General features: G+C 64.2%; 12 protein-coding genes and 1 riboswitch. Of the genes, 5 read left to right on the top strand and 7 right to left on the bottom strand.

The features are described 5' to 3' along the window. The first annotated feature begins 114 nt into the window (after positions 1–114). Both E1H16_RS15675 and E1H16_RS15670 read left to right on the top strand, forming a co-directional pair. Positions 115–1,383 (top strand): Mur ligase family protein, encoded by a 1,269-nt coding sequence (locus E1H16_RS15675; protein ID WP_134324864.1) that lies wholly within the window; start codon positions 115–117, stop codon positions 1,381–1,383. Further along, positions 1,380–2,093, top strand: a complete 714-nt coding sequence (locus E1H16_RS15670) for a type 1 glutamine amidotransferase (protein WP_134324863.1) — start codon at positions 1,380–1,382, stop codon at positions 2,091–2,093. The genes E1H16_RS15675 and E1H16_RS15670 overlap by 4 nt, the downstream gene beginning before the upstream one ends. Before the next feature lie 109 nt (positions 2,094–2,202). On the opposite strand, the gene E1H16_RS15665 is transcribed toward E1H16_RS15670, so the two are convergent. From E1H16_RS15665 to E1H16_RS15650, 4 genes are all read right to left on the bottom strand, one after another. Further along, positions 2,203–3,708 (bottom strand): hypothetical protein, encoded by a 1,506-nt coding sequence (locus E1H16_RS15665; RefSeq protein WP_134324862.1) that lies wholly within the window; start codon positions 3,706–3,708, stop codon positions 2,203–2,205. A 252-nt stretch (positions 3,709–3,960) separates the two neighbouring features. Then, positions 3,961–4,521, bottom strand: a complete 561-nt coding sequence (locus E1H16_RS15660) for a dihydrofolate reductase family protein (RefSeq protein WP_134324861.1) — start codon at positions 4,519–4,521, stop codon at positions 3,961–3,963. 73 nt (positions 4,522–4,594) lie between these two features. Continuing rightward, positions 4,595–5,542: a sigma-70 family RNA polymerase sigma factor gene (locus E1H16_RS15655; protein WP_134324860.1), complete on the bottom strand. Its 948-nt coding sequence runs from the start codon at positions 5,540–5,542 to the stop codon at positions 4,595–4,597. 73 nt (positions 5,543–5,615) lie between these two features. Further along, positions 5,616–7,202 carry a tannase/feruloyl esterase family alpha/beta hydrolase gene (locus E1H16_RS15650; protein WP_134324859.1) on the bottom strand — a complete coding sequence of 529 codons (1,587 nt, stop codon included), beginning with the start codon at positions 7,200–7,202 and terminating at the stop codon, positions 5,616–5,618. Positions 7,203–7,342: 140 nt separating this feature from the next. On the opposite strand from E1H16_RS15650, the gene E1H16_RS15645 reads away from it, so the two are divergent. The 3 genes from E1H16_RS15645 to E1H16_RS15635 all read left to right on the top strand — a co-directional run bounded on the left by E1H16_RS15645 (position 7,343) and on the right by E1H16_RS15635 (position 8,989). Then, positions 7,343–8,173 carry a siderophore-interacting protein gene (locus E1H16_RS15645; protein WP_134324858.1) on the top strand — a complete coding sequence of 277 codons (831 nt, stop codon included), beginning with the start codon at positions 7,343–7,345 and terminating at the stop codon, positions 8,171–8,173. Between the two features lie 50 nt (positions 8,174–8,223). Then, a riboswitch (guanidine-III (ykkC-III) riboswitch) is annotated at positions 8,224–8,288 on the top strand. Positions 8,289–8,303: 15 nt separating this feature from the next. Beyond that, the gene (locus E1H16_RS15640) at positions 8,304–8,618 is read left to right on the top strand and encodes a DMT family transporter (protein WP_134324857.1); all 315 of its coding nucleotides are present in this window, start codon (positions 8,304–8,306) and stop codon (positions 8,616–8,618) included. A 2-nt stretch (positions 8,619–8,620) separates the two neighbouring features. After that, positions 8,621–8,989, top strand: coding sequence for a DMT family transporter (locus E1H16_RS15635; protein ID WP_134324856.1), 369 nt, complete (start codon positions 8,621–8,623; stop codon positions 8,987–8,989). A 91-nt stretch (positions 8,990–9,080) separates the two neighbouring features. Here the strand turns inward: E1H16_RS15635 and E1H16_RS15630 are convergent, their stop codons facing one another. The 3 genes from E1H16_RS15630 to helR all read right to left on the bottom strand — a co-directional run bounded on the left by E1H16_RS15630 (position 9,081) and on the right by helR (position 12,889). Continuing rightward, entirely contained in the window at positions 9,081–10,394 is a 1,314-nt protein-coding gene (locus tag E1H16_RS15630) for a cytochrome P450 (RefSeq protein ID WP_134324855.1), read from the bottom strand. Between the two features lie 38 nt (positions 10,395–10,432). Next, entirely contained in the window at positions 10,433–10,624 is a 192-nt protein-coding gene (locus E1H16_RS15625) for a ferredoxin (protein WP_134324854.1), read from the bottom strand. 72 nt (positions 10,625–10,696) lie between these two features. Further along, on the bottom strand, positions 10,697–12,889 hold the full coding sequence (gene helR / locus E1H16_RS15620) for an RNA polymerase recycling motor ATPase HelR (RefSeq protein WP_134324853.1): 2,193 nt from the start codon (positions 12,887–12,889) through the stop codon (positions 10,697–10,699). Between the last annotated feature and the right edge of the window lie 90 nt (positions 12,890–12,979).

Genomic DNA, 12,979 nt, shown 5'->3' with positions numbered 1-12,979 from the left:
CGCGGTTCGACGAACGGACCGAGGCTCTGCGGGCTCGGTGTCGGTCCGCAGTGGTGTGTGCCGCATCCGCGTTTGGGCGGTCATTACGCGCGAAGCCCCGGATAGAATCGGAGGATGACTCGACGACCGGCACAACGCATCTCGCTGCGCGGCCAACTGGGCCTGCGGGCGGCGCGCGCAGCGTCCTGGGCCTCTCAGAAAGCCGGACGCGGCAAGGGAGCCATGATCGGCGGACTCATCGCGCTCAAGATCGACCCGACGTTGATGGGACAACTCGGTGCGGGGCGGCGTACCGCGCTCATTACTGGCACGAATGGGAAGTCGACGACGACACGGATGACTGCCGCCGCGTTGGCGACCGTAGACAACGTCGTCACGCAGTCCGACGGTGCGAACATGGACGCGGGGATCGTCGCCGCACTTGCGACCGATCGCAGCGCGCCCTTGGCAGCGATCGAAGTCGACGAACTACACCTGCCGCACGTCGCGGACGCGCTCAAGCCCGAAGTAATCGTGCTGTTGAACCTCAGCCGCGACCAACTGGACCGAGTCGGTGAAATCAATGCAATAGAACGCAAGATTCGCCAAGGCCTCGCCCGACACCCGAACGCCGTGATCGTGGCGAACTGTGACGACGTGCTGATCAGTTCGGCGGCGTACGACGCGCCAAATGTGGTGTGGGTATCCGCTGGCAGTGGCTGGGGGCTGGACGCGACGAGTTGTCCTCGCTCGGGTGAGCCGATCCTGTGGGATCAATCGGTCGCCGCAGTGGGGGGTACGCACTGGCATAGCAGTGGCGCCGAATTCAGTCGACCCACACCGCAATGGTGGCTGGATGGCGAATATCTATGCGGTCCCGGCGGTCAGCGGCTGGAGATGACCCTGACTCTGCCCGGCCAGGCGAATCGAGGCAATGCTGCGCAGGCGGTGGCTGCGGCTGTCGCGATGGGCGCCAAGGCTGAGGATGCGTTAGCGGCTGCAGCGTCCGTTGGTGAGGTTGCCGGACGCTATCGTACGGTTCAGGTCGGGGCACATTCGGTACGGATGCTGCTCGCGAAGAATCCCGCGGGATGGCAAGAGGCTTTGTCCATGGTCGATACATCGGCCGATGGGATCGTGATCTCGGTCAATGGACAGGTTCCCGACGGCGAAGACCTGTCCTGGCTTTGGGACGTGAAGTTCTCGGACTTTGACGGTCGGCCCGTGATCGCGGCCGGAGAACGCGGCACCGACCTTGCCGTGCGGCTGACCTACGCAGACGTCGAGCACACGTTGATCGCCGATACTCTGCGCGCAATCGAGGCCTGCCCGCCGGGGCGGGTCGAAGTACTTGCCAACTACACGGCGTTCCGCGACCTGAACCGCGCGTTGGAGGCACGATGAGCGACAACATCCAGATCGGGCTGATCCTGCCCGACGTACTCGGCACGTACGGCGACGGCGGTAACGCGCTCGTGCTGCGTCAGCGACTTCGGATGCGTGGATACAACGCCGATATTGTTGAGATCACGATCGCCGACCCCGTTCCGGAGTCGCTGGACATCTATACCCTCGGCGGTGCAGAGGACTACGCGCAACGCCTCGCGGCACGGCACCTTCTCAAGCACCCTGGCCTACAACGCGCATCCGAACGCGGCGCACCCGTTCTGGCGATCTGCGCCGCGATCCAGCTCCTGGGCACCTGGTACGAAACCTCGGAAGGGGAGCGGGTCGACGGGGTTGGACTGATCGACGTCAGCACTGTCCCACAACAGAAGCGCTCGATCGGCGAACTGGTCACAACCCCTGCGATAGCCGGCCTGAGCGCGCCGTTGTGCGGATTCGAGAACCACCGCGGCGGTACAACGCTCGGACCCGACGCCGAGGCGCTAGGTACGGTCACCGCCGGAGTAGGGAACGGTGTCGGCGACGGGCGTGAAGGAGTCGTCCAAGGATCGGTGCTCGGCACCTACATGCATGGCCCCGCGCTGGCGCGTAACCCGGAACTCGCCGACCTGCTGCTGCGGCGCGCCCTCGGGGTGGAAAGCCTCGAGCCGCTCGAACTCCCCGACGTTGAGAAGCTGCGCCGCGAACGGCTCGCTGCTGCGCACTGACCTCACGCTGGCACGCCGCTATTCTTAGAGTCACCTGGAGTCAGTACTGACTCTCGGATCGCTGCCGGCGCTCGGATATCGCTGGTGCGCGGTGCGCTGTCGATCCGTGCTACGCCTCGAGTTCGCCGCGCACCGCGCGCTCTAAGGCGCCCGCGGCGCGTTGGGTCACCCTCGCGAATGGGCCACGCGACAGCAGTTCGCCAGCTGCGCGGCGGTAGCTGGCGCTCTCAGGCCCGGTGGTTGCTTCGGCGTGCGAGAGCAGCCTTGCCGCCCTATCGAACGTGCGCGCCTCGTCGGGCGGCAGATAGTCGCGCCCGGATTGTCGGGAGTACTGCTGCGCGTCCTGCCAGGCGTGCCCTAGGGCCGTCACCGCGTCGACGTATGCCCGTGCGTGAGATGAGTCCTGCGGTCCGGCGTCAGTGCGTAACGCCGTAGCGCGCTCCAACGCGTCGTGAAACGCGCGGGTCTGCGGTACCTGAACGTCAAGGATCGCGGGAAACGCCAGGATGAGGCTCGGATCGATCTCGTATGCGAGGTAATCGCGCAGTACCCCGTCATGCTTCTCGACCGCAGAATCCCACAGCAGCTGGTCGGCGGTGGCCCCCGGCGGAACCAATGACGCGGCAGGTTTACGCCGCCAGAACCGGAATCCCGAACGCTCGGGCTCGGGGCGGCCAGCAGCGCCGCGCACTGAGGGTCGCCGGTGGGACGCCGGAGGCGCGGGACGCTGTGGTCTGGGCGACGTCCGGGCCGACAGATTTCGTGGGGTGGAGCGGCGCTGGTTGGGTGGCGTGGGACGCCGCGAACGGGGCGATGGGGGTGTCGTGCCAACCGACGGTTCAGCACGTACGGCGTACGGCGCATCCGGGTCATCGAGCATCGGAATGTTGAGTCCGGGAAGTGGGCCACACACCGTAACCCACCCTCGCAGCGCCGAGAGGGCCAGGTCGTCGCCGGGAGTGAGCTGCACCGTGCTCGGCTCGGGGTCTTCGGAGGCTCGGTGGCTCACGTGGGCCCATGCCAGGTACGCCGCGCGTAGCAGTCGTTCGGACGGGGAATCGTCCGAGTAGTTGAAGCGGTCTACTGCGGGGCGGATCGCCTCGACAGATCGTGTCCCGCCGAGGGCAAACACGTGCTCGATCAGTGCATCATCGATTACCTGGCGCGATAGGCGTGCGATCCGGTCGAACTCGTGTCGACTCAACTGCTCTGCGCGAAGGACGAATGCCTGTAGCTGCCGCGAATGCGGCGACGAGCCCAAGCGCGCATCGGCGCCGTCGGCCAACAACCGCAGATAAGCAGCCACTCCGGGTGCTGGGCAGGCCAACTCCGCATCTCCGGGCAACACGAGTGGGCTCTGCGGCTCAGGGACGTCAACGCCGGGGACTCGCGTGTCGGGCGCTGGAAGCTGCGAGGCATCGAGTAGCCAATACGTCGATGGGTCGTCGGTGCGGTAGACGACGGGATATCGCCGCGCCGCAGGCATCCCGAACCGCAGGTGGTCGCCGATCGTCACGGAGGTGGGTTCGAGATCGGGCGCAAACAGCGTTGCCTGCGCGTTTGCCGATTTGACCAGCACGGCACGGCGCAGCGTCATCTGTTCGAATTCACCCATCGCGGCATTCAATCATGGCGCTGACTCCGAGCCCGCGGTCGCCACGGGGGGCACTCGCGGCCGTCCTGGTCGCCAAAAACGCAGCGAAATCGGGTAGGCATCGCACTCTCGTAGATGCCTGGCCGATTTCACTGCGTCTTTTGTAAGACTCGGGACCTACCCTGGCGAAAGAGTCCCAAGATCGGATGCCAGCGGCCGCGGGTTGCCCGGATTCGTAGCCAGATCGGCGCGTCCGGGAGGTGAGCCGCGTGACTAGTCGGCAGTTCGCAAGCCGTAGCGCAGGACCGCGTTACCGACGCTGGTCGCGGTGGCGCTGAGCAACGTCAATCGCGTCGTCGGGATCGCATCGAAGAGGTGGCGTCCTTCGTCGGTGATGACGGGGTGCGTGGTCAGCACCAGTTCGTCGATGACTCCGCCGAGAAATAACGTGCGAACGGTCTCGATTCCCCCGGAAACGGCGATCGGTCCGCCGTCCTGCTCCCGCAGGGCGCGCACGTAGGAAACAGGGTCGCCATCAATCGCGACACTGTTCCACGGCAGCTCCCCGCTGAGCGTCGAGGTCACGACGTGTTTGCGCACCGGGTTGATCCAGCCGGCGAAGGGGTCGTCGCCTGCGGCGTACTCGTCGGAGGTCCAGTAGTCCTTCCACTCTTCCCACAACTTGCGGCCGATGATGGTGTCGGTGACGGGCATGATCGTCTCGCCCATCATCTGCCCCTCCTCGGGGCCGAACGCGTCGAATTGCCACAGGTGTGGGTTCTCCACGACGCCGTTAACGGAGTGGAACAGGTGGGCGGTGACGTTGCGGCTCATGATGGTTCCTTTCTCGGAAGTTGCTGTCAGGGGGTAGACGACGTCCGGATGCGAAACTCATCGGCAACCGAAACTATTCGGTGATTTCCTCGGGCAAACCAAACTCGGTGAAGACCGTCGGCCCCATGAAATGTGTGATCGCGCTGATCCGTCCATCCTCCAGGTCGAGTACGTGGATCGCGAATGGTTCCCAACGCCCGTCGCCGACATCGTGATAGACCGCCACGGCGGGTTGCCCATTCGCGCCGACGATGATCGTGCGTGAGTTGCGGCAGATCTGCCCGGGGCCGCGCCACCAGCGTTCGATGTTCGCTGCACCGCAGAACCAAAGATCGTACGGCGGCATGCTGAACTGGGCGTCCTCGCGCAGCAGTGATACCAGCCGCTCCACGTCATACGCTTCGAATGCGCGCACATAGTTCGTCAGGAGTGCCTGAACGTCTGTGTCGGACGATTGCGGCGCCTCTCTCAGCGCCATCGCTTTGCGGCCGCGCTGGAGCGCTGAATTGACCGCGGTCACCGATACGTCGAGCAAATCCGCGCACTCCTGCGCCGACCAGGCCAACACATCGCGCAGAATCAGGATGACCCGCTGGCGTGCCGGAAGGACTTGCAATGCAGTGACAAATGCCAGCCGGACGCTCTCGCGCATCTCGATAGCGGAGGCAGGATCGCCCGGGAACGACCAAGCGGCATCGCTGATGGGGCCGACCCAGACGTCCTCGCCTCGAGTGGTCAACGCGCTCCCGTCGACCGGTATATCCCCGGCAGCGCTGAGATCCATCGGCAATGAGCGACGCTGCGGGGCTCGTCGCATGTCGAGGCACACATTCGTCGCGATCTTGTACAGCCACGTCCGTAACGACGATCGGTTCTCGAAACCACCGGCGTTCTGCCACGCGCGGACCATCGTTTCTTGTACGGCATCCTCAGCCTCGGCGTACGAACCGAAGTAGCGGTAGCAGAATCCGATCAACTCTGCGCGATAGGCCTCGGCGTCGATCGTGAGCGTGCTGGTCATGGGCCGACTCTATGGCACGCGAGCGACCAGAAACAGCCTTGGACTCGTCGCGACCTCTGCGGCGTGCTGGGCGCTACGTCGTGGTGCAGGCAAAACTGCTGGACTGGTCCTGATCCCCGCCGGTGTACTTCGGCCAGGCCGGGTACTCGCACAGCGGCATCTGACGACCGAGCGTATCCGGGTTCGCGTCGGTGGCGACCGGGTCGGTCGGCGCTTCGTCATCCAGGACCCAGGTTTCGAGCGCTCCGAGCGAGTCCCAGGTCAGGTCGAACGCACCCTCGCCATGCCCGTAGCCGGGCTGAATGTAGTAACGCGTGAACGTTGACAGTCCCGCGCCGTACCGCTCGCCGAGCTTCTCGACGTACGAGGTGGTCATCGACGGCGGGACGAGGTTATCGGTGGTGCCCTGCACGATGATGAGCTTTCCGCCGCCCTTGCGGAACGTATCGACGTTCTCATCGACTGCGTCGTACAACTTCGAGAGGGCCTTGATCTCGGATTTCCAGTCTGTGTAATCGAACGTGGCCGGGTCGATCGAATCGTCGCGTGCGATGAAGTATGGCCAGGTGCCATTGCGGAAATAGGTGTAGCTGTCGATGGTGTCCTCGTCCAGCCCAGCACCCTGCAGTACGGGGTACGGTCCGGCGGAGGAGACTCCATTGGCGAGCTTGAAGTCGAAGTAGAACGGCGTCGCGGCGGTCTGGATCGTTTTGATCTGCGCCGACGAGAGGCACGAATCTCCGGAGTCTGTTCCATCCGCACAGCGCAGAATCTGCACGCTGTAGGCCGTGTCGCACGCCGCAGTGTCCGAGATAACCCCGTCGGAGACTCCGTCGAGACCGTCGCAGACGCCGAGCACCGAGTCGTGGAGCAACTTTTGTTTGGCAGGTTCGAGCGAACCGCCGGGGCTGTCCCACGCTTGGAGAGTGGCATGCCAGCTGATCGGAAGCGCTGGGTTCTGTGCCGCGGGGTAGTAGGCGATTATCCCGTCGTAGTCCTCGCCGTACCGCTGCGCCGCAACGAGTGCTTCGTGCCCTCCTTTGGAGCCGCCGGCGAAGAACTGCTGAGCGGGTAATTGCGCGTAGTAGTCATTGATGATGACCATCGCTGTGTCGCGGGTCTTCTTCACCGCATCACCGGCGTAGTTCGTGAGCGCCTCGTCGGTCACGGCGAAGGATCCGGCCGGCTGTTTGCCGACTGCCGTGCCCGAATCGCTACCGAAGGTCACATAGCCGCGTTCGAGGGGAGTGGCCGGCGTGGCATCGGTCGGCGCATTGCCTGTACCAGGCACGTTGCCCAATCCGTCAACGACAACGCCATTGAACCCGCCGCCGCCGAAATGCATCGAGCGGCCGTTCCAGTCGGTGGGCAGGTTGAGGGCGATGTTGATTTCTGGTGCGTTGCTCACCGGATCGACGTGCGCTTCGACCGCGCAGAACTCCGGTGTGTGGTCGTCAGCTTCGATGAGCGTGGCGGTGTCGACCACGGCGCCGTCGGTCTCCGCACCGATCTGTTTCGCGTTGATGACCGTGCCTTCGAGTGCCTCGCACGAGGTCGCCGCGTCGTTCACCGACTCTTCAGCGCCCGCGGTTGTCAACGGCGTCAATGCCGCCGCGATCACGCCAGCCAGCAGGATGCTCGCGCGGCGAATTCGGGTCATGGATGGGCCCTCCAGAAGTCGGCCCGTCCACGGTGTCAGTAGATGACCGTGGTGTCAACTCCAAGGCCCGGCTCAGGATCCCCCAACGAAAGTTAGGGTAGCCTTGCTTGTTCTGGCCGCGGTAGTAGAGGAGTACGCAGATGGCTCGTGCAGGTCGCAATGTCCGCCCGCAGCAGGTGCTTGAGGTGCTGACAAGTGAATGGATCGCCCCGCGCATGGTCCGCGTGTGGATCGGCGGTCCGAACATTGCGGACGTCGAGGTAGGCGACAAGACGGATCACTACGTGAAGATCTGGTTCGCCAAACCGGAACTCGGGCTGCAGCCGCCGTACGACGTGGCAGCCCTGCGTGAATCGCTCGCGCCTGACGATTTGCCGGTCACTCGCACCTACACCCTCGCAGTGATCGAACCGGACCGAATCGCTATCGATTTCGTGGTGCACGGTGATGTGGGAATCGCTGGACCCTGGGCTGCGAACGCGAAGCCCGGAGACGCTGTCGTGCTGAGTGGACCCGGCGGCGCCTACGCTCCGGACGCCTCTGCCGACTGGCACCTGTTCGCCGGCGATGAAACTGCCATTCCCGCGATCGCCGCCGCACTCAGGCGACTGGCCTCCCGCGTGCCCGACGCGACGGGAGCGGTCTACCTCGAAGTCGACGACGCGCGGGACCAGCTAGCGTTGACGGCACCCTCCGGTATGTCGATCACCTGGCTGCATCGAGGTAGCGCGGCGCCCGGTTCGGTGAGCGTGCTGTCGGACGCCGTTGCCGCCCATCCGTTCGACGCGGGACGAGTATCGGTGTTTGCCCACGGGGAGCGCGAGTGCATGAAGGCGATTCGGGATGTGCTCAAGGCGCATGACGTGCCGCGTGCTGACCTATCGCTGTCGGGCTACTGGGCGTACGGACGCACCGAGGACCGATTCCAAGCAGAGAAACTCGAGCCGATCGGCGTGATCTTCGAAAACTGACGGTGATCGATCTGACCCGTGATTCTCGGACCGTCTCGGTAGAATGGTAAGCGGAGCCCGCTACGAGGCTCGCGGACGAGGGAGCAGTACCCGCACTGGACAAGACTGACTCACTGGGAGTGATGACGTCATGGCCTGGTTCGTCCTGATCGCGTCGGGGATGCTGGAGGCCGTCTGGGCCTCGGCCCTGGCTGCCTCGCAGCGATTTACTCGCTGGCGTCCGACCGTACTGTTTCTGATATCGATGACTGTGAGCATGCTCGGTCTGGCCTGGGCGATGCGCACCTTGCCGACCGGTACGGCGTACGCCGTGTGGGTCGGAATTGGCGCCACCCTCACGGTGCTCTGGGGTGTCTTCACCAAACAGGAGCGCCTCACGCTCGCCCGTGGAATGCTGCTGATCCTGCTAGTCGGCTCGGTCATCGGGCTTAAGGCGGTGAGCTAGCGATGCCGTGGGTCGTGTTGCTGATCAGCGCCGTATTCGAAGCCGTGTGGGCCACCGCTCTGGGGCTCTCCGAGGGATTCACCAAGCTCGGCCCGAGTCTCGTGTTCGCCGGTGCCGTCATCGTGAGCATGATAGGCCTCGGGTATGCGGCAAGCCATATCCCGATTGGGACGGCGTACGCGGTGTGGACCGGGACTGGCGCCGCGCTGACCGTCACGTATGCGATGACGACCGGCCAGGAGGTGGCCTCTATCGGCAAGATCGTGTTTATCGTCGGCATCGTCGCCGCCGTGATTGGCCTCAAACTGGTTCCGGAGGGTTCGCCGAAGAAGGGCGCTGCGGTCGCCGAACCTGCGGCTGAGGAAGCATAATCGCCGCTGACGAAGCCTAAACGCCGCTGGCGCCGATCGAATTGATCGGCGCCAGCGACGTTGTGCCGCTTACTTACTGGATATGTAACGGCTACGGGATATGTACCGGAAGGTGCTTCACCCCGTTGATGAATTCGCTCTGCAGTAGGACCGGTTCGCCGGTGATAGTCATCTTTGGCAGTTTGGTCAGGATCTGGTTGAACATAGCCCGCAACTGCGCCTTCGCGACGCCGTTTCCGAGGCAGAAGTGCACCCCACCGCCGCCGAAGCCGACGTGTCCGGATGCTGGACGCTGCAGATCAAAGCGCGTCGGGTTTTCGAAGACCTCTTCATCCCGATTGCCCGAGCAGTAGAAGATCACGACTTTGTCGCCCTTGGGGATCACCTGACCGCGTAGTTCGACGTCCTGGGTGGCGGTGCGTGCGAACTCGATAACCGGCGAGCCGTGCCGCACGAATTCGTCGATCGACTTCATGATCCGGCCCTCGAAATCCCCCATCAGCCAGTCGCGCTGATCGGGGTTCTCCCACAGCGACATCGTGGTACGCGTCGTCGTCTGCTTCGTGGTGTCGTTGCCCGCGACGGCCAGCAGCAGCATGACGGCGGAGACCTCGCGCTCGTTCAGCGGGCGACCGAAGACGTGTTCGGCGTTGACCAGCGCGGTGGCGATGTCGTCGGCCGGGTGTTCCCGCTTGTAGGCCATCGTCTCCAGGCCGATCTGCGTCACGATCCCGATCTGCTCGAAAACGAACTCCTGCGGGTCGCGTCCGCCGTTCACCTCAGGATCATTTGCGCCGACAAAGCCGTCGGCGGCCTTGGCGAACGCCTCGACCTGACTCTCTGGTACGCCGACCATATCCGCGACCGTCAACATGGGGAGCTTCGCGGATACCTCCTCGACGAAGTCGATGTCACCGGCGCCGATGACGCGGTCGATGATCTCCGCAGCGCGCTGGTTGATCAACTCGTCGATCCGCCGTACGCCCTTAGGGGTGAAGGCCTGACTCATCACCTTGCGGTACTGCGTGTGCATCGGCGGGTCCATCTCGAGGAACGAGGGCCGCCCGATTGCCTGCGGGAAGCGCGGACGCAGCATGATGTTGTTGATCTGCTGGTCGGAGCTGAACAACTCCTGATTGCGGCTGACGTAGGTGATGTCTTCGGCTTTAACGACCGCCCAGAACCCCTGCTCGAAGTGGACGTCGGGGCCATACGCGCCCTCGAACGGCTGGTGCCACGACACCGGGGCGTTCTCCCGCAGCCATTTGAACGTCGTGTCGCGTTCCTCGAACGGTATCGACCAGAACGCGGCACTGGAGATGTCCTTGTCGGTGGTGCTCGGTCGGGCGGTGGGGCTCGGAATGCTGACTTCAGCATCCAGTGCGTCGATGTGCACAACAGTCATAACGGCGATTGCTCCTGATCGTCGGGTCTGGATCCTCGTTACTCGACGAGGGAAAGGGCCTGGGTGGGGCAGCTGTCAATGGCCTGCTGAACCTCAGCCATATCGGCGGGATCGACGTCCTCGCGCAGGATGTCGAGATCGCCGTTGTCTTGGATCTCGAAGTACTCCGGAGCGGCCGCCTCGCATAGTCCGTTACTGGTGCACCGGTCGTAGTTACAGCTGATTTTCACGCGAACTCATAACTCCCAAGATCAAAAGATGACAGACGTATCAACTTGAACTGAACGGTAACGTGTCCCACATCACCCTGTCAACGAACCGGGATGCCCGCTCAGAATGACGAGTTCTCGAGTCGCGCGAGTCATGGCTACGTAGCGATCCACCGCTGCGGTGATGCCCCCTGTGAACCGCTCGGGTTCGGCGAGGAGGACCAGGTCAAACTCCAGCCCTTTCGCCTCGACGGGACTGAGGCTGCTCACCCGATCGGTCGGCTGAAACGACGGATCTCCAATCACGCAGGCCGTCCCTTCGCTGTGCTCGGCGAGCCACTCGTCCAGGATCTGAGGCAGCGCCGAGATGGGAGCATGCCGTACGCCGATGCCGCTGGTGCGCACCGACATCGGTACGTTCGCGTCGGGTATCGCGGCCTGGATCACCGGGGCGGCTTCGTCCATCACCTCAGTGGGCGTTCGGTAACTAACGCTCAGCGGCGCGAGGGCGGGACGTGAGATGCCGACACGCCCGAGCCGCTCGGACCAGGACTCAGTGAATCCGTGCCGAGCCTGCGCGCGATCGCCGACGATCGTCATGCTGCGCGAGGGGCATCGGCGCAGCAGCATCTGCCACTGCGCGTCGGTCAGTTCTTGCGCTTCATCGACGATGATGTGCGCGAAGGGCCCGGCGAGTTGGTCGATCGGCTGGCGCGGCATCCCCGCTTCGTCACTCAGCGCATCGCCGAGATCATCCCGCCGCAGCATCGACATAACCTGCATCTCGGAATCATCGGCGGCGATCAGATCGTCGATCACGTACGACATTTCCGCGCGCCGCGCGGCCTCCTCACGGTCCTTATGTTGCTTGCGCTTGGACGCGTCGGGATCGCCGAGCCGTTGCCGGGCAGCGTCCAGGAACGGCAGATCATGCTCGGTCCACGCGTAGGGATCACTGCGCTGCAGCGCGCGAACCTCAGCGCTCGTTAGCCATGGCGCGCATCTACGCAGGTACGCCGGAACTGACCACAGGTCGGCGATGACATCGCTGGCGTGCAGCAGCGGCCAGGAGGAGTTGAAGATCGTCGTCAACTCCTCGTTGGCGGCAGCGTCGCGGCGTAGTGCCTCGAGCGAGACATCCCCGTCGTGCTTGTCGAGCAGGATCTGCAGCAGCGCGTGCCAGATCACGTCGCGTGCCTCGTTGTGCGGTATTCCCGGCTCGGCCGCGTCGAATGCCTCCGCCCAATCGGCCGGCGATATTCGTACGGTCGCCCAGGCGGTGTCGACCTCCAGCGGCGCGGTGGGCGGCTCCTCGTAGAACCTGAGCGCTGATTCGACGACGTCCGCCGTCGTCCGTTGCGCCTTCAGTGCGGCAGCCTGCGGGTCGGTCTCAATGCCGGCGGCCTCGCCCTCCGGCACGAGCTGACGCAAGGTGCAGGTCTGAACCCCTTCCTCGCCCAGACTGGGAAGTACATCCGATACGTATGCCAAGTACGGCTCGTGCGGGCCCACCACGAGTACGCCGCCGCGATGATGGCCCAGGCGCGGATCGCTATACAGCAGGTAGGCCGCGCGGTGCAGTGCAACGACGGTCTTCCCGGTTCCTGGGCCGCCGTCCACCACCAGCGCGCCGCGGGATCCGGCCCGAATAATCGCATTCTGATCGGACTGGATCGTGCCGAGGACGTCGCGCATCCGCGGTGAACGGCTAGCGCCTAGCGTCGCGATGAACGCCGATTGATCATCGAGCGCGGCCGTGTGCGCGAAGGCCGAGTCGGTGAAGGCTTCATCCCAGTAATCGACGACGCGTCCGCGATTCCAGCGATACCGGCGACGACTGGCCACACCCATGGGGTCGGCGTGGGTGGCAGCGAAGAATGGCTCCGCCGCTGGGGCGCGCCAATCAACCAGCAGCTGGTTTCCGAATCGATCGGACAATCCGGAACGCCCGACATAGAGGACGACGCCACCGTCATCGAAAACGATGCGCCCGAGGCAGAGGTCGAATCCATATCGGCGAATAGTGCGCAGATTCGCCAATATACGGCGAATCTGCTGATCGCGAGCCATGGCTGCCTCACCGTCGCGCGCTGCGGTGGAACGCAATTCGTCGAGGCGGCGAGTAAGCGTGGCGACCTGGTCGTCGATGCTTGCGGCGATCGCGGCAAAGTGCTGTTCATCGACGCCGATTAGGTCTGGGACGTCTTTGTGTTGGAGATTCTCCGGAATGTTGAAGGCGCGTGACTGATGTGGTCGGGGTGCCTGCGTCAAAGGTGATCGCTCCATAGGACGACGGTGTACCTCCGCCGGAGGAGACGGAGGATTGTCCATGGTGCGGCATACCGGGGGTCTTGCGGCAAGCCCCCAGGTGCGCTA

This window comes from Cumulibacter soli (assembly GCF_004382795.1).
GTDB lineage: Bacteria > Actinomycetota > Actinomycetes > Mycobacteriales > Antricoccaceae > Cumulibacter > Cumulibacter soli.
The sequence above is the reverse complement of the archived record's forward strand: the minus strand, read 5'-3'. Positions and strand labels throughout refer to the sequence as shown.